A 14,810-nucleotide genomic window follows, 5' to 3' on the forward strand; every position below is an offset into this window, starting at 1 on the left:
AACGAAAGGAACCGACCATGACTGCCAGACTTGACCCCCTTGCCGCCGCTCCGTCGCTGATGAAGGAGTGGCACCGCGCCTCGCTCGCGATTTCCGCCAGCCTCGATCCGGCTCTCGCCGAGCTGATCGAGATCCGATCCTCGCAGATCAACGGCTGCGCCAACTGCATCAACATGCACTCGACCTATGCCCGCGAACGCGGAGAGACCGAGCAGCGCATCTATCTGCTGGCGGCCTGGCGCGAGGCGCCGTGCTATACAGACCGCGAGCGCGCCGCGCTTGGCTGGACCGAGGCGCTGACGCGGATCAGCGAAGGCCATACGCATGAAGCCGCTTATGAGGCGCTGAAGGACCATTTCACCGAGGAGGAACGGGTGAAGCTCACCTTGATGATCAACATCATCAACGGCTGGAACCGCATCGCGGTCGGCTTCGGCGGCTTTGTCGATCCGGCGGCGGTGAAGGCCGGCAACGCGAAGGCTGTCAGCAAGGCGGCTGCCGCTTGACGGCGGAGCCGACATCCGCGGGCGCGGCGGCGGAGTTCGAGCCGCTGCGCTCGAAGCTCATGCGGGTCGCCTACCGCATGCTGGGCTCGGTGGCCGACGCCGAGGACATGGTGCAGGAGGCCTTCCTCCGCTGGATGAGGGCCGACCGCGCCGCGGTGCGCGAGCCCGAGGCGTTCCTGCGCCGCACGGTCACCCGCCTCTGCCTCGACCAGCTCAAATCCGCCCGTCACCAGCGCGAGACCTATGTCGGCTCCTGGCTTCCCGATCCCGTCGTCGAGGACGACGAACCGGATGACGTCACCTTGCCGCTGATGCTGGCGCTGGAGCGCCTGTCGCCGCTCGAGCGGGCGGCCTTCCTGCTGCACGACGTGTTCGGGCTGCAATTCGAGGAGGTCGCGGCGGAGCTTGAGCGTGACCCCGCCGCCTGTCGCCAGCTCGCCGCCCGCGCCCGCAGCCATGTCCGCGAGGCGCGGCCTCGCTTCAAGGTCGAGAAAGAGCGCGGCCTAGAGCTTGCGGAAGCCTTCTTCAACGCCTCGCGCAGCGGCGACATGAAGGCGCTGGGCGCGATGCTGAGCGCCGATGTCAGCGCTTATGCCGACGGCGGCGGCAAGCGTCCGGCGGCTATTGCGCCGGTCTTCGGCTTCGATGCCGTGATCAAACAGTACGAGACCGTTGTCGCCTGGCTTCAGGACAATCGCTCGCAGCTTGTCCGTTTTGGCTTCATCAACGGCTTGCCCGGTTTCGTCACGCTGGAAGCCGATGGCGAGTTCCAGACGACCGCTCTCGACATCGAGGACGGCAAGGTCGTGGCCATCTATGTGATGCGCAATCCCGACAAGCTGAGGCATCTGCACTAGCGAAGGCATCCGGGAGAGCCATCTGCCAGGCTGTCGACGGAACCTTTGTCGCGCTGGCGATTTTGGCTATATGTTTTGGCACCAGATGGCCAGAAGGGTTGCTGACGATGACGAAATACCTTGCAATCTCCGCCCTCGTTTTGAGCACGGCCGTTGCCATGTCCGTCCCGGCATTCGCCGGCGACAGGCACCATCATCGTCCGGTTGAGCGTGAGCGCTACGTTCCGGCCGAAGGCGACCTCATCGACATCCTGTTCGGCGGTCCTCGTTACTATGACGCCATGCTGGTCACCACCGCGGCGGGCCCTTGCTCCTACCATCGGACAGGGCCCGATGCGAACGCGCTGAACAAGATCAACGACCATCACTGCGGAAAATAGGCTACCCGCAGCAATCATTCATTCCGCGCTGCCAGCCGGTCGATCAGTCGCGACCGCTGCTTTCGCGTTCCTATGAATCCTCATTGGGTTGCATGAGGCTGGCCGGTGAGGGGCCGGCTGCTGTCGGCTGTTGCCCCACTTGCTGGGTCGGCCATCGCACACATTCATTTCAAAGATTGTATACAATAATAAAGAAAGATGTTGACAATCTGTCGCAGTCGGTTTCCCTTAGGCTATCCGCGCAGCCTACGAGCAAAACACAAAGCGCGATAACCAAAGGGGAACTGCAAAATGATCAACCGACGCTCGACTCTGAAATCGATGGTGCTTGGCGCCGTCTCGACCCTGGCCATTGCCGCTGTTGGCATTCCGTCCGCGCAGGCCGAGAACAAGGAGCTGAAGATCGGCTTCGTTGGCGTCACCAGCGGCCCCGCCGCCGCCTGGGGCACCTCGAACGTGCGCTCGATGCAGACGCGCGCCGCCTGGCTCAACGAAAAAGGTGGCGTCAAGATCGGCGACGACACCTACAACATCAACATCGTCACCTTCGACGACCAGAAGGACCCCAAGCGCGCCATCGCTGGCATGGAGAAGATGGCGCAGGAAGGCATCCACTATGTCGTCGGGCCGAATGTCGATGACGGCGCCGCCGCGGTGCGTCCCGTCGCCGAGTCCAACGGCATCATCTATTTCCCCTACGCCTTCCCCAAGGCGCTCTATCAGAAGCCCGCCTCGAATGCGGTGCTCGGCATGATCGCCAATTACCAGTCAGGCCCGGCGATCTATAAATACCTCAAGGAAAACAAGGGCGTGAAGACGATCGCCTTTGTCGCTGCCAACGAATCCGACCCGCTCAGCCAGCGTGACAGCGGCGTCGAGGCGGCCAAGGCGCTCGGCCTCGAAATCGTCGCCCAGAACGACACCTACCAGAACGACACCCGCGACTTCACGCCGGTGCTGACGCCGATCGTCGGGTTGAAGCCCGATCTGCTGGTGCTGTCGGGCGTGGCGCCCGCCAATGCGCCGCTGCTCATCCGCGCCGCCCGCGAGCTCGGCTATGAGGGGCTGATCTCGACCGAGACGGCGCAGGACGCCAAGGTCCTGGAGGAAGGCGCCGGCGAATACGCCAACGGCTTCATCTCCGTCGGCGGCGCCTCCACGCCGGAGATCGCCTCTGACCAAATGAAGGAGTTCGTCACCCGCTACACCAAGATGTTCGGCGAGTATAACGACGAGTCCAACACCAAGGTCTATGCGCTGGAATATATCCTCGAAACGCTGAAGGCTAACCCCAAGGCCATCAGCGATGTCGCGGAATTCAAGAAGACGATGGACACCTTCTCGGCGCCCAACCCCTATCTGAAGGGCGATGCCAAGTTGAGCTATGTCGGCACGACGTCGTTCGGGCAGAAGCGTCAGCTCGCCGTGCCGATGGTGGTCAACGAGTACAAGGACGGCGCTTTCCAGACCCTGTTCGTCGGCTCCGTCGACTAAAGCATGTCTCCCGAAAGTGGGAACCGGTTTCGGGACAAAGACATGCGTAAATCAAAACCTAAAGCGCACGGAGCGAATCTGAAGGATCGCGACGCGCTTTAGGATACGGTTCCGAGGCTACTTCCTCCCGCATGCCGGGGGTCCGGAAGGTTTCCGGACCCCGCGGAAGATCGAAGGTGTCCATGGAACAGGTCATCGCCAACGGATTGTATCTCGGTGCCCAGTATGCGCTGATCGCGTTGGGCCTCACCCTGATCTTCGCCCTGATGAACGTGCTCAACTTCGCCCACGGGCAGATGTATGTGCTGGGCGGGTTCATCACCTACACCGTCTACGGCCAGCTCGGCCTGCCTTTTGTGGTGGCGCTGCTGGCGTCCGGCGCGACGCTCGCCGTCATCGGCGCGCTGATGGAGAAATTCCTCTTTCGAACCGTCATCAGGCGAAGCCACCGCGAGGAAAGCACGATGCTGCTCGCCGCGGCGACCGCTTTCTTCTTCGACGCCGTCATCCTGCTCCTCTTCGGCGAGAAGCAGCGCGGCGTCCCCAAGATCGTCAAGGGCGTCTTCAACGAGGCGGGCATCATCATGCCTTATGACCGGCTGGTCGTCGGCGCGCTCGCCATTATCTTCATCGCCGCGTTCGTCCTCTACATGCAATACAGCCGGGTCGGCCGCGCCATGCGCGCGCTCGCCCAGGACCGCGTCGCGGCGCAACTGATGGGGGTGCGGGTCGATCGCTATTCGATGATCGGCTTCGCCATGGGCGCCATGCTCGCGGGCGTCGTCGGCGGCCTGCTGGTCACCATCACCGGCGTCAATTCGGGCATCGGCGGCCCGATCTCGATCAAGGCCTTCCTGATGGTGATGATCGGCGGCGCCGGCGTCGTCGGCGGGGCGATCGCCGGCGGCTTCATCCTCGGCATGATGGAGTCGGTCGGCCTGACCGTGCTGCGCGAATATGGCGACGTCACCTATCTCGCCATCTTCGCCGCCCTGATGGTGTTCCTGTCGATCCGCCCCAACGGGCTGATGGGCAAGCCGTGGGGTTGATCGCGCCATGACCCGCAACCGCAATGTGACAATCGCCTCGGTCGCAGCCTTCCTCGCGATCGTCTTCATCGCCGTGCCGGCCGCGATCTCGGCAAGCGGCCGCATCGACCTCTACTACACGCTGACCTCGGTGGCGCTGCTCAGCATCGCCAGCGCTGGCGTCTGGCTCACCTTCTACATCGGCCGCATCAATATCGGCCAGGGCGCCTATGCGCTGATGGGCGGCTATGTCTCGGCCATACTGGTGATGAACCACGGCTGGTCGTTCTGGCTGACTCTCCCCGTGGCCGGCCTCTTCTGCGCCGCCGCAAGCGTGCTGATCGGCCTGCCGATCCTGCGGCTGCGCGGCGTCTATTTCGCCATGGTGACGCTGACGCTGACCGAGGTCGCGCGGCTCTTGGCGCTGGCGCTGCCAGTCACCAACGGCGCCAAAGGCATCGTCAGCATCCCGCTGCCCGGCGCGCTGTCGGTGTTCGGTCTGACCATTATCCCGGATTTCGCCACGCTGCAGAATTCGCGGCTCGCTTTCTACCTGCTGGCGGTCACGATGATGGTGGTCTGCTTCGCGGTCATGTACAGGCTGGTCCATTCGCGCATCGGCAGGCTTTGCCAGTCGCTGCAGCAAAATGAGGAACTCGCCTCATCGATCGGCGTCAACATCGCCTATCTGCGCGTCATCGCCTATGCCGTCTCGTCCTTCTTCGGCGGTGTCGCGGGAGCGATTTTCGCCGCCATCTCGCAGTCGATCTATCCGTCCAGCTTCACGGTCACCGATTCCGTCAACTTCATGCTGAACTGCTTCCTCGGCGGCCTCGGCTATGTGTTCGGACCGATGCTCGGCACGCTGGTGCTCTATTTCGGCTGGGACATGTTGTTTCAGACCGGCCAGTTCCAGCTCCTGATCTATTCCGGCCTGATGATCGTCCTGATGCTGGTGCTGCCCAACGGCCTGCTCAGCCTCGGCGCCTCGACCCGGAAGAGGGCTTGAGCCATGGCCGAAATGCTCGAAGTCTCCGGTCTCAGCAAACGCTTTGGCGGTCTCGTCGCGGTCAACAACGTTTCCTTCTCGGTGCGCGAGAAGGAGATCCTGTCGGTGATCGGTCCGAACGGCGCCGGCAAGTCGACGCTGTTCAAGCTGATCTCCTCGTTCCTGCGGCCGACATCGGGCGAGGTGCGCCTGAAGGGCGAGCGCATCTCCGGCCTTGCGCCGCATATCACCGCCCGCAAGGGTGTCGTGCGCACCTTCCAGGAGACGACGATCTTCAAGAACATGAGTGTGCGCGACAACGTCATCATCGCGCACCATTTGCGCTCGAAGGCGAACCTTTTCGGCTTCTTCCTCGGCACCGGCACGGCGAAGGCCGACGAGGCGGCCTTCGGCGCCTCCGCCGACGAGATCCTGGCGCTGCTCGGCCTGGCTTCGCTTGCCAACGAGACCGCGCACAACCTGCCGCACGGCCATTTGCGGGCGCTGGGCATCGCCGTCGGCCTTGCCACCGATCCCTCGATCCTGCTGCTCGACGAGCCCTTCGCCGGCATGAACCACGAAGAGACGATGCGCATGGTGGCGATAGTGCGGCGCCTGCGCGATCTAGGCCTCACCATCCTGCTGGTCGAGCACGACATGCCGGCCGTGATGAAGATATCGGACCGCATCGTGGTCCTCAATTTCGGGCAGAAGATCGCCGAAGGAACGCCGTCGGAAATCCAGGCCAACGAGAAGGTGATCGAGGCCTATCTCGGCAGTGAAGACGAGGCGATCGGCCTATGAACCAGATCCTGAACTTCGCTGGCGTCGAGCTTTACTACGATCACGTCTACGCGCTGAAAGGCGTTTCCCTCGAAGTCAACGAGGGCGAGACCGTCGCGCTGATCGGCGCCAACGGCGCCGGCAAGTCGTCGATCCTTCGCGCCATCACCGGCCTCAACAGGATCAGGTCCGGCGAGATCCACTACCATGGCAAGCGCATAGACGGCGCCGCCCCCGACGCGATCGTCAAGATGGGCATCGCCATGGTGCCGGAAGGACGCCGCGTCTTCCCTTACATGACGGTCAGGGACAATCTCCTGATGGGCGCCTTCACCCGCTCCAGCAAGGCCGAGATTGCCGCAACGATGGAGATGGTGCTGGGGCGTTTCCCGCGCCTCAAGGAGCGCTTCTCGCAGGCCGCCGGCACGATGAGCGGCGGCGAGCAGCAGATGCTGGTCATCGGCCGCGCGCTGATGGCGAAACCGAAGCTGTTGCTGCTCGACGAGCCGTCGCTGGGCGTCGCGCCCAAACTCGTCCAGGACATCGCCCGCTCGATCGTCGCCATCAACCGCGACGAGAAGGTCAGCGTTTTGCTGGTCGAGCAGAATTCCCGCATGGCGCTGCGCATCTCGCAGCGCGCCTATGCGCTGACCACCGGCAGTGTCGCGCTGAGCGGCAACTCCGCCGAATTGCTGACCGACGACCGGGTCAAGCGTCTTTATCTCGGCGGCGAGATCTGAGGCTGATTTTAATGCGCATACTCGTCATCAATCCCAACACGACCGCGTCGATGACCGAAAAGATCGGCAAGGCGGCGGAAAGCGTTGCGTCCGCTGGCACCGAAATTATGGCCGTCAATCCGGCCGACGGTCCGCCGAGTATCGAGGGCTATTTCGACGAGGTCTTCGCCATACCGGGCATCATCGCCGAGATGGGAAAGGCGCCGGCGGCGGACGCCTATGTGATCGCCTGCTTCGACGACACCGGGCTCGATGCCGCGCGCTGCGCCACGGAAGCGCCGGTCATCGGCATCGGTGAGGCGGCCTTCCATCTCGCCAGTCTCGTTGCCGGCAGGTTCAGCGTCGTCACCACGCTTGCCCGCTCGGTCCCCGCCATCGAGCACAATCTGGCGAAGTACGGCCTTGCCTCGCGCTGCGCCAAGGTGCGTTCGTCCGAGGTCGCCGTGCTCGACCTGGAACAACCCGGCTCGAATGCGAGGCACAAGATTTCGGACGAGATCGCACGCGCCATTCGCGAGGATCACGCGGAGGCGATCGTGCTGGGCTGCGCCGGCATGGCCGACCTCGCGCACAGCCTGTCGCAGCAGCATGGCGTTCCGGTGCTCGACGGTGTCGTCTGCGCGGTCACGCTGGCGGAGAGCCTGTTCAAGGTGGGCTTGAGGACATCGAAGATAGGCGGCTATGCCGCCCCGCGCGGCAAGCGTTTCGCCGGCATCTTCGCCTCCGCTTCGCCGATGGGTGCCGGTCCGCCAGGTTAGGGCGACGGATTCGGCGGGATTGACCGGCGCGCGAGCGCCATTAGATTGGGTTGGCTGCTGGCGATTTGGGGGGCAGAACGGGCCGCATCGGGCTGCGCATTGAAAGCATGTTGACTGTACTCAGGGAAGACGATCGCGACGACAAACCGGCAGCGCGCTGGTCGCCGATCTACTATGGGCTGAGGGACGCCATCGTCAGCCATCGGCTTGCGCCTGGCACCAAGCTGCCGGAGGACGAACTGGCCTCGATCTATTCGGTGAGCCGCACCGTCGTTCGCGCCGCCCTGCAGGCGCTCGCCCATGACCGGCTGGCCCGGCTGGAGCCCAATCGTGGCGCCTTCGTCGCGCAGCCGTCGAAGATCGAGGCGCGCGAGGTGTTCGAGGCGCGCGCGCTGATCGAGCCCAAGGTGGCCGCACTTGCCGCCAAGGCGGCCGTGCCGTCCGACATCGCGCAGCTGCGGGCGCACCTCGAAAAGGAGCACGAAGCGCTGCATGACGGCCGCGACAGCGACGCCATCATGCTGTCGGCGCGCTTCCATGTCGGCATCGCCGAGATCGCCGCGCATTCGGTGTTCACCAATTTCGTGCGCGACCTCGTCTCGCATTCCTCGCTGATCATCGCGCTCTATTGGAAGCGCCGCGACGCGACCTGCGAGAAGCACGCCCATCACGCCCTCGTCGACGCGATCGAAGCCGGCGACAGCGCCGACGCCGCCGCTCTGATGAACAGCCACCTGGTCGATCTGCTGTCCGGGCTCGACCTCACCGACAAGGTGGAGAAGTCGGACAGCCTGGCTGATCTGTTGCGCGTCTAATGGCGGCGCGCCGCTCCGGCGGACCGCCACTATAATCGGACACCTCGCCGCCTCAGTAGCCGACGGTGAAGCGCTGCCTGATATGCTCGGGCTTCTCGATCTCATCGGCCATGGCGATGGCGTAGTCCTCGAAGGAGATGCTGCTGCCCTTGTCGGTGGTCAGAAGCGTATCCTTGCCCAGCCGGAACTTGCCAGTGCGCTCGCCGGCGACGAACAGCGCCGATGGCGACAGGAGGGTCCAGTCGAGATCGGCGACCGTCTTCAGCTTTTCCAGGAAGTCGGCGCCCTTGAGCGCCTCGCTCTTGTAGATGGCGGGGAATTCCGGCGTGTCAACCAGACGCTTGCCCGGCGCCACCTCGAGGCTGCCGGCGCCGCCGACGACGAGATAGCGCTTCACGCCCGAGGCCCGCACCGCCGCGATCAGAGTGTCGGGATCGCTGGCGGTGAAATGCACCGAGCTGATCACCGCGTCATGCCCGTTGATCAGCCCGGCGAGGCCGTCCTTGTCGAAGGCGTCGCCTTTCACCGCGCTCACGCCCGGGAGCTTAGCGATCTTCTCGGGGTTGCGGGTGATCGCCGTGATGGCGTGGCCGCGATCGGACAATTCCTTGAGAAGGCGCGAGCCGACCTGGCCGGACGCGCCGATGAGGGCGATTTTCATGAGAAAGTCCTTTCTGCTGAGGGGATCGGGATCAGGCCGCCTGGAGATGGGCGACGAGATTGTCATAGCTGCCGAACAGCGCGTTCGAGCCGATGAGGCGCGGCGCATCGCTGCGGATGACGGCGAGCGCGGGAACGCCGTTGGCATTGAGCTTCTGGAACAGGGCGAGCCCGCGGCCGATCAGGTCGCGGTTGGCGGTGAGCACATCGTCGGTTGGGGCCAGGACGAGCCTTGCCGCGTCGGCCATGCCGGCGTCGGCCAGCACCGTGGCGACACCGCTCGGTGTGACGATGTCGCGGCCGTCGACATAGCGGGCGTGCTGGATCGCCTTCAGCGCCGGCAGCCGCCGCTGAGGATCCTCGATACCGGCCGCGCTGATGCCGAGCGTGGCGGCGCTTGAGTCGAGCAAGGTACCGCGCACATTCAGCACATTGTCGAGATAAGCCGGGCTGAAGGTCTGGCCGCTCAGCCGCTCGATGCGCTGGTCGTTGGCCCAGGCATGGGCGGCGAAGCCCGCGTCCAGCGGCCGGGCGCCGGCGCCGGAGAACAGGCCGGTCGGCAGCAGGGTCAGCGCGATGCCGTTCGCCGGGAGTCTGTCCAGCATCGGCGTGGCGCCATAGCACCAGCCGCAAAGCGGGTCGAAAAGATAGGTCACGGTGGCGTTGGTCATGGCCTCTCGTCCGGGTAACGTCGTCTGCGGGCTAGATGGCAGCTCCGCCGGTTGCGAAAAACCGCGATCAATTATACAAACTGTCTGATCAGATCAGACAATAAATGCACCGATGGCCGACCTTCTGAATCTCAACCGGCTCGTCTACTTCACCACCGTCGTGGAGACCGGATCCTTCACTGCCGCCGCCGACCGTCTCGATGTCGCGAAAGCCGTGGTCAGCCATCAGGTGGGCAAGCTGGAAGAGGAACTCGGCGCAACGCTGCTGCGACGGACGACGCGGCGGGTGACTGCGACGGAGGAGGGGCGTCTGTTCTACGATCGCGCCGCCATTATCCTGCGCGAGGCGGAAGCCGCCTATGGCGACATCTCGCAAAGTACCGGCAAGCCGACCGGAACGCTGCGTCTCACCACGTCGCTCGATTACGGTGCGAAAGTGGTGGCCCCGACAATTGCTGAATATCTCAAGAATTATCCGAAGATGAAGGTCGAGGCGATCTTCGACGACGCCATCAGTAATCTGGTCGACGAACAGATCGACCTCGGCATCCGCATCGGCTGGCTCGCCGATTCCAGCAATCAGGCGCGGCGGCTGGGCACCCTGCAGCAGGTCGTCGTCGCGGCACCCGGGTTTGCCGCCGGCCTCCCGCCGAACGCTAACCCCAGGCTTGCAAAATCCCTGCCATGGGTCGCCAATGCGCAGCTGCGCGGCGTCGGCCAATGGCTGTTTTCGAAGGACGGCGAGACGGTGCTGACTGAACTCAATCCGATCGTCGTCTGCGACAAGACACCGGCCGTGCAGGCCTGCGTGCTCGCCGGCATCGGGCTCGGCATCTTTCCCGATTTCGCCATCGAGGGTGAAATTGCCGCAGGCCGCCTTGTGCGGGTATTTGCCGACTGGGCCCTGCCCACCGGCGGTATCCATGCAGTATTTCCGCCGGCCCGCTACCGGCCGGCCAAGGTGCGCGCCTTCGTCGATCTCTTGGCGGCAGCGGAGAGGAAACGGGCGCGGAGATAAGGTGCTCGGCGCTGATGCCTGCGTTAGATTGCTCCAAGCAATAAGACTCTTTCAGGGAGATATCCGTGAACTCCAACGAACTCAGGTGGTCATCGTCCGAAAAGAAGGTCGCACGCCGCGCCTTCGATGCAGCGCTGGAGTCAGCACTCGGCAAGACGATGGCCGAACTCAAAAGCAAGGTCAGTGCCGTGACGACACCGGCGGCCATGTGGGAGATCGAGGACTACCTGCGGCAGCAACGGCGAAAGATCGATCAGATGTTCGACTATCGCTACTCACAGCTTACCGTGGTTTTCGGCACTCTTATCCGGCAAGGATATCTGGACGAGAGCCAGCTTTCGGGTTTGTCGGAAGACAAGCGGGAGGAGATCCGCAGATTCCTTGCCTGGCACGCCAGGGAGTAGGGCGCTGATGGCTGGAGGACGGACGGCGACCGGCTAGAGCCGGATGATTTCAGGTCGAATCGACCTGAAATCTGAATCCGGCTCTAAATCAAAGAGATAGAGCATGATGTCGTCCGAAAACCGCTTCACACTTTTCGGCATCATGCTCTAGAAGCTCCTTCGATCAAGACATGCCGGATGCCTCAGGCCCGTCGTCCGGGTGATGGCTTTCGCGAAGCCTCAGTGTCGCCTTGACGCCTTATGTGATCGATGAACGCGCGCAGCTTGGGCAGGACCTGATGCCGTTCCGGGTAGTAGAGAAAGACACCCGGTGATGTGACGGCGAATGCTGTCAGGAGCGCCTCGAGGCGCCCTTCCGCGATCGCCGAGCCGGCAATCGGACTGGGCACCTGGGCAAGTCCGGCCCCCTGGATCGCTGCTCCAAGAAGCGTGGGGTAGTCGTGCGCGATGAGCGGTCCGGTGACGATCGCCTCGATCGCCTTGTTGCCTTTGGCAAAGCGCCACGGCGCGACGGAACCATTCGACCGACGCAGGCGCAGGCAGGCGTGGTGGCGCAGATCCTCGATGCGCTCCGGCGCCGTTCGGTGGCGTAAGTACTCGGGACTGCCGACCACCACCATCGGGAAGGACGGCGCCAGTCGAACCGCTACCATGTCGGCCGCGATGAGATCGCCCATTCGGATGCCGGCATCGAATCCCTCGGCGGCGAGGTCGACGAATTCGCCGCTTGCGACGATCTCAAGCTCGATCTCGGGATAGGCCTGGCAAAAGGATGCGATCATCGGTTCCAGCAGGGTCGGCACCACCGCGGGCGGCACCGAGAGACGCAAGAGTCCGGCCGGCCGCTGGCCGATGTCGCGCGCGGTCTCGCTGGCGGCTATCAATTCCTCGAACGCCGGCCGTGCGCGCGAGAAAAAACGCTCGCCGGCTTCGGTCAGGCCGACGCTGCGTGTCGTGCGTGTGAAGAGCGCGGCGCCGACGCGCGCTTCCAGTGTCCGCACCGCCTGGCTGATCGCCGACGGCGTGACGCCAAGCTCTGCCGCCGCCTTGCGGAAATTGCGGTTTCTGGCGACGCTCAGGAACGCCTCGACGCCGTCGAGGGCGCCATGCCTGACTGTGAAGTTTTGCTTCATGACCCATCGACATTATCGCGGATAGTTGCCGGGACAAAGCGGTCGTATCTTGCTGTGGATTGGCAATCTGAAGGGAAGTGGCAATGACAGACGATTTGGATGGCGTGCGCGATCACTACCGGGCGGCCGGCCTGGCCGAGCGGTTGAAGACGGCGCTGGCGGCCTTAGGGCCGGAGGAGCAGCGGCTGAAGCCGGAGCAACTGGCGAGCCTCGACCAGTTCCACACACGCGGGCTTGCCGCGACCGCCGAGCTTGCCAAATTGGCCGGCATCACGGCCGACATGTCTGTGCTTGATGTCGGATCGGGCGTTGGCGGGCCGGCCCGTTTTCTCGCCGCGACCTATGGCTGCAACGTCGTGGGCGTCGACCTAAGCGAACCCTTCGTCGAAGCCGCGAACTATCTCACTGAGCGGACGGGGCAGGGCGCAAAAGTGTCGTTCAAGGCGGGCAGCGCGCTGACGCTTCCTTTCGGCGACGGCGGCTTCGACGTCGTGCTGCTGCAGCATGTGGCGATGAACATCGCGGACCGGCCGCTTCTCTATCGCGAGATCAGGCGCATGCTGAAGCCGGGCGGAAAATTCGCGACTTTCGACGTCGTGCTCAACGGCGGCCACCCGCACTATCCGGTTCCCTGGGCGAAGAGCCCGGCGGAAAGCTTTCTGCTGTCCGCCGCGGCGACCTGCGAGGCGATCGAGGCCGCCGGGTTCGGCATGCTTGTCCAACAGGACGACACCGCGGACGCCAAGACCTGGTTCGCGGCGCTGCGGGCGTCCGGGCCGCCGCCTTCGCTGAATCTCGGCGTCGTCATGGGCTCAGGTTTCGCGGATTTTGCCGCCAATCTCGGACGCAACCTGATGGAAGGCCGGCTCGGCGTCCTGACGGCGGTGTTCGAAGCCGTTCCAGCCAAAGCTTGAGAGCTTGAGAGGAGGCGAAAAATGTCGCCGGCGACGATCTTCAACATCCATCTCGTGCTGGGTTATGTGCCCTGGCTGCTTTGCTTCGGCGCCTATATCTGGCCAAGGCTCAAATTAATGGACGGGGTCGAGGCCCAGCGCGCCATCGCCACGCTGCACAGCTTCCGCTTCTTCGGGCTGGTCTTCCTGCTTCCCGGCGTCGTCGGCCCGAACCTGCCCGCAGGCTTCGCGGTCTTCGCCGCCTATGGCGACTTCGCGACCGGATTGCTGGCCATGCTGGCGCTGCTGGCGGTGAGGAGACCTTCGATCTTCTGGCCGCTCGTCTTGGCATTCAATCTTGTTGGAATCGTCGACCTTGTTGTCGACTACTACCACGGCACCGTGCTCGACCTTCCCGCTCTGGCCGGGCAGTTGGGCGCCACCTACGCGATCCCGATCGTCTATGTGCCCCTGCTGATGATCACGCATGTCGCCGCATTCTATTTGCTGACGCGTCCGCAGTCCAAGGCCGCGCCGGCCGCCGACGATAAGGAAGCAGGCGGCGACCTCAGTTCCCGCCGCTCTCCTTCATCCGCTCGATGATCTCGGCCATCAGCGCCAGGTCGCGGCGCGAGTCCGCTAGGTCGGTGAGCGGCTTGGTGCCTTCCACAATGTGGCGATGGAAGGTCTCGAGCTCGTTGGAGAAGGCGTCGCCATAGAGCGGCCCGAACGCCTTCGTCACCGGCCCGAGCGGGCCGGCCTCCGTCACCTCCAATCGCGTCGGCAGGCTGCGGATATAGGGCGTGTCGTAGATGATGCGCACTCGCTTGGTGTTCGAGCGCACCTCGATTATGGCGTCGAACAGGCCGAGATCGTCGACCACCGCGTCGTAGAGGCAGGCGAAATGACCGTAGTCGAAGGTCACGCTTGTGTTGGCGCCGCCATTGGTGCGGTGCGCCGCAACCACGCGCTTCGGCTCGCCGAGCAAGCCGCGCATCGCCGAGATATGGTGCGAGGAGAGCGCGGTGAGACCGCGATAGGCGCGCACCAGGTCGGCGGAAGCATTCTCGCCCACCACCTCGCGGACCAGCGTGTCGCGCTCCTTGGCGCCGCGCGAAAGAATCGCCGGGTCGACGTCGGTCGGATAGAGAATGTTCTGACTCTTCTTGAGGAAATGCCGACCCTCCGAGATCAGGTCGAAGATGCGCACATGGGTGATGTCGCTATGGGCGGGCAATTCCTCCCGCGCCGCGAGATAGGCAGGCGCGTAGCGGCGCATGTAGCCGACGAAAATGGTCTTGGCGTAGTCCTTGCTCAGCGCCAGCAGCTCGTCGATCTCGCGCACCGTCAGGCAGGCGGGCTTTTCCAGCAGGACGTGCTTATTGGCTTCGATTGCGGCGCGCACGAAACGACTGTGCGTGTCGTCGGAGGAAAGCACGAAGACCGCGTCGATGTCGGGCGAGTTGATCAGCGCCTCCGCGCTTTCATAAGCCCTGGCGGTCGGATATTCCGCCGTGATCAGCGACATCAGGCTGGGCGAGACGTCATGCACGCCGGCGATCATCCAGCGATCGCGCTGGTCGGCCAGCACCGGCAGATGGATCGACTGAGCGACCTCTCCAAGACCCACGAGCCCGACACGGATCAGCGCCACGGCAACACTCCTATTTCACGCGATTGTT

18 protein-coding genes are annotated in these 14,810 nt (G+C 64.0%); 14 read left to right on the plus strand and 4 right to left on the minus strand.

Annotated elements, in window-relative coordinates:
• Positions 1-17: 17 nt before the first annotated feature.
• The 10 genes from AC4FWB_RS06515 to AC4FWB_RS06560 all read left to right on the plus strand — a co-directional run bounded on the left by AC4FWB_RS06515 (position 18) and on the right by AC4FWB_RS06560 (position 8,349).
• Positions 18-506: a carboxymuconolactone decarboxylase family protein gene (locus AC4FWB_RS06515; protein ID WP_491025045.1), complete on the plus strand. Its 489-nt coding sequence runs from the start codon at positions 18-20 to the stop codon at positions 504-506.
• On the plus strand, positions 503-1,363 hold the full coding sequence (locus tag AC4FWB_RS06520; RefSeq protein ID WP_491025046.1) for a sigma-70 family RNA polymerase sigma factor: 861 nt from the start codon (positions 503-505) through the stop codon (positions 1,361-1,363). The genes AC4FWB_RS06515 and AC4FWB_RS06520 overlap by 4 nt, the downstream gene beginning before the upstream one ends.
• A 158-nt stretch (positions 1,364-1,521) precedes the next feature.
• On the plus strand, positions 1,522-1,743 hold the full coding sequence (locus tag AC4FWB_RS06525; RefSeq protein ID WP_491025047.1) for a hypothetical protein: 222 nt from the start codon (positions 1,522-1,524) through the stop codon (positions 1,741-1,743).
• Between the two features lie 291 nt (positions 1,744-2,034).
• Positions 2,035-3,237 carry an ABC transporter substrate-binding protein gene (locus tag AC4FWB_RS06530; RefSeq protein WP_491025048.1) on the plus strand — a complete coding sequence of 401 codons (1,203 nt, stop codon included), beginning with the start codon at positions 2,035-2,037 and terminating at the stop codon, positions 3,235-3,237.
• 182 nt (positions 3,238-3,419) lie between these two features.
• Positions 3,420-4,286 (plus strand): branched-chain amino acid ABC transporter permease, encoded by an 867-nt coding sequence (locus tag AC4FWB_RS06535; protein ID WP_491025049.1) that lies wholly within the window; start codon positions 3,420-3,422, stop codon positions 4,284-4,286.
• Between the two features lie 7 nt (positions 4,287-4,293).
• On the plus strand, positions 4,294-5,274 hold the full coding sequence (locus AC4FWB_RS06540; RefSeq protein ID WP_491025050.1) for a branched-chain amino acid ABC transporter permease: 981 nt from the start codon (positions 4,294-4,296) through the stop codon (positions 5,272-5,274).
• 3 nt (positions 5,275-5,277) lie between these two features.
• Complete coding sequence (locus AC4FWB_RS06545; RefSeq protein ID WP_491025052.1) at positions 5,278-6,057, plus strand: ABC transporter ATP-binding protein; 780 nt, start codon at positions 5,278-5,280, stop codon at positions 6,055-6,057.
• Positions 6,054-6,776, plus strand: coding sequence for an ABC transporter ATP-binding protein (locus AC4FWB_RS06550; protein ID WP_491025053.1), 723 nt, complete (start codon positions 6,054-6,056; stop codon positions 6,774-6,776). Before AC4FWB_RS06545 ends, AC4FWB_RS06550 begins: the two co-directional genes overlap by 4 nt.
• Positions 6,777-6,787: 11 nt before the next feature.
• Positions 6,788-7,534 carry an aspartate/glutamate racemase family protein gene (locus tag AC4FWB_RS06555; RefSeq protein ID WP_491025054.1) on the plus strand — a complete coding sequence of 249 codons (747 nt, stop codon included), beginning with the start codon at positions 6,788-6,790 and terminating at the stop codon, positions 7,532-7,534.
• Positions 7,535-7,641: 107 nt separating this feature from the next.
• A complete protein-coding gene (locus AC4FWB_RS06560) occupies positions 7,642-8,349 on the plus strand; it encodes a GntR family transcriptional regulator (RefSeq protein WP_491025055.1) in 708 nt (235 codons plus the stop codon).
• A gap of 52 nt (positions 8,350-8,401) precedes the next feature.
• Here AC4FWB_RS06560 and AC4FWB_RS06565 read toward each other — a convergent pair whose 3' ends face one another.
• Both AC4FWB_RS06565 and AC4FWB_RS06570 read right to left on the minus strand, forming a co-directional pair.
• Positions 8,402-9,010 carry an NAD(P)-dependent oxidoreductase gene (locus AC4FWB_RS06565; protein WP_491025056.1) on the minus strand — a complete coding sequence of 203 codons (609 nt, stop codon included), beginning with the start codon at positions 9,008-9,010 and terminating at the stop codon, positions 8,402-8,404.
• A gap of 31 nt (positions 9,011-9,041) precedes the next feature.
• On the minus strand, positions 9,042-9,680 hold the full coding sequence (locus AC4FWB_RS06570) for a DsbA family protein (RefSeq protein ID WP_491025057.1): 639 nt from the start codon (positions 9,678-9,680) through the stop codon (positions 9,042-9,044).
• 112 nt (positions 9,681-9,792) lie between these two features.
• Between AC4FWB_RS06570 and AC4FWB_RS06575 the strand changes: the two genes are divergently transcribed.
• Entirely contained in the window at positions 9,793-10,698 is a 906-nt protein-coding gene (locus AC4FWB_RS06575) for a LysR family transcriptional regulator (RefSeq protein WP_491025058.1), read from the plus strand.
• A 65-nt stretch (positions 10,699-10,763) separates the two neighbouring features.
• The gene (gene frp / locus AC4FWB_RS06580) at positions 10,764-11,102 is read left to right on the plus strand and encodes a fluorescence recovery protein (RefSeq protein ID WP_491025059.1); all 339 of its coding nucleotides are present in this window, start codon (positions 10,764-10,766) and stop codon (positions 11,100-11,102) included.
• Between the two features lie 182 nt (positions 11,103-11,284).
• On the opposite strand, the gene AC4FWB_RS06585 is transcribed toward frp, so the two are convergent.
• Positions 11,285-12,235, minus strand: a complete 951-nt coding sequence (locus tag AC4FWB_RS06585) for a LysR substrate-binding domain-containing protein (protein ID WP_491025060.1) — start codon at positions 12,233-12,235, stop codon at positions 11,285-11,287.
• Between the two features lie 83 nt (positions 12,236-12,318).
• Here AC4FWB_RS06585 and AC4FWB_RS06590 point away from each other — a divergent pair, with 83 nt between their 5' ends.
• Together AC4FWB_RS06590 and AC4FWB_RS06595 are read left to right on the plus strand one after the other, a co-directional pair.
• Positions 12,319-13,149 carry a class I SAM-dependent methyltransferase gene (locus AC4FWB_RS06590; RefSeq protein WP_491025061.1) on the plus strand — a complete coding sequence of 277 codons (831 nt, stop codon included), beginning with the start codon at positions 12,319-12,321 and terminating at the stop codon, positions 13,147-13,149.
• Positions 13,150-13,170: 21 nt separating this feature from the next.
• Positions 13,171-13,731, plus strand: coding sequence for a DUF8737 domain-containing protein (locus AC4FWB_RS06595; RefSeq protein ID WP_491025062.1), 561 nt, complete (start codon positions 13,171-13,173; stop codon positions 13,729-13,731).
• On the opposite strand, the gene AC4FWB_RS06600 is transcribed toward AC4FWB_RS06595, so the two are convergent.
• On the minus strand, positions 13,697-14,782 hold the full coding sequence (locus AC4FWB_RS06600; protein ID WP_491025063.1) for a Gfo/Idh/MocA family protein: 1,086 nt from the start codon (positions 14,780-14,782) through the stop codon (positions 13,697-13,699). The two genes, AC4FWB_RS06595 and AC4FWB_RS06600, sit on opposite strands and share 35 nt — an antisense overlap.
• Positions 14,783-14,810: the final 28 nt, after the last annotated feature.

Source organism: Mesorhizobium sp. LEGMi-168a, assembly GCF_058312955.1.

Bases quoted from the DNA above. Each gene is read 5' to 3' on its own strand.
- AC4FWB_RS06515 (WP_491025045.1), top strand. From the start codon at position 18: ATGACTGCCAGACTTGACCCCCTTGCCGCCGCTCCGTCGCTGATGAAG.
- AC4FWB_RS06525 (WP_491025047.1), top strand. From the start codon at position 1,522: ATGTCCGTCCCGGCATTCGCCGGCGACAGGCACCATCATCGTCCGGTT.
- AC4FWB_RS06530 (WP_491025048.1), top strand. From the start codon at position 2,035: ATGATCAACCGACGCTCGACTCTGAAATCGATGGTGCTTGGCGCCGTC.
- AC4FWB_RS06535 (WP_491025049.1), top strand. From the start codon at position 3,420: ATGGAACAGGTCATCGCCAACGGATTGTATCTCGGTGCCCAGTATGCG.
- AC4FWB_RS06540 (WP_491025050.1), top strand. From the start codon at position 4,294: ATGACCCGCAACCGCAATGTGACAATCGCCTCGGTCGCAGCCTTCCTC.
- AC4FWB_RS06545 (WP_491025052.1), top strand. From the start codon at position 5,278: ATGGCCGAAATGCTCGAAGTCTCCGGTCTCAGCAAACGCTTTGGCGGT.
- AC4FWB_RS06550 (WP_491025053.1), top strand. From the start codon at position 6,054: ATGAACCAGATCCTGAACTTCGCTGGCGTCGAGCTTTACTACGATCAC.
- AC4FWB_RS06555 (WP_491025054.1), top strand. From the start codon at position 6,788: ATGCGCATACTCGTCATCAATCCCAACACGACCGCGTCGATGACCGAA.
- AC4FWB_RS06560 (WP_491025055.1), top strand. From the start codon at position 7,642: ATGTTGACTGTACTCAGGGAAGACGATCGCGACGACAAACCGGCAGCG.
- AC4FWB_RS06565 (WP_491025056.1), bottom strand. From the start codon at position 9,010: ATGAAAATCGCCCTCATCGGCGCGTCCGGCCAGGTCGGCTCGCGCCTT.
- AC4FWB_RS06570 (WP_491025057.1), bottom strand. From the start codon at position 9,680: ATGACCAACGCCACCGTGACCTATCTTTTCGACCCGCTTTGCGGCTGG.
- AC4FWB_RS06575 (WP_491025058.1), top strand. From the start codon at position 9,793: ATGGCCGACCTTCTGAATCTCAACCGGCTCGTCTACTTCACCACCGTC.
- AC4FWB_RS06585 (WP_491025060.1), bottom strand. From the start codon at position 12,235: ATGAAGCAAAACTTCACAGTCAGGCATGGCGCCCTCGACGGCGTCGAG.
- AC4FWB_RS06590 (WP_491025061.1), top strand. From the start codon at position 12,319: ATGACAGACGATTTGGATGGCGTGCGCGATCACTACCGGGCGGCCGGC.
- AC4FWB_RS06595 (WP_491025062.1), top strand. From the start codon at position 13,171: ATGTCGCCGGCGACGATCTTCAACATCCATCTCGTGCTGGGTTATGTG.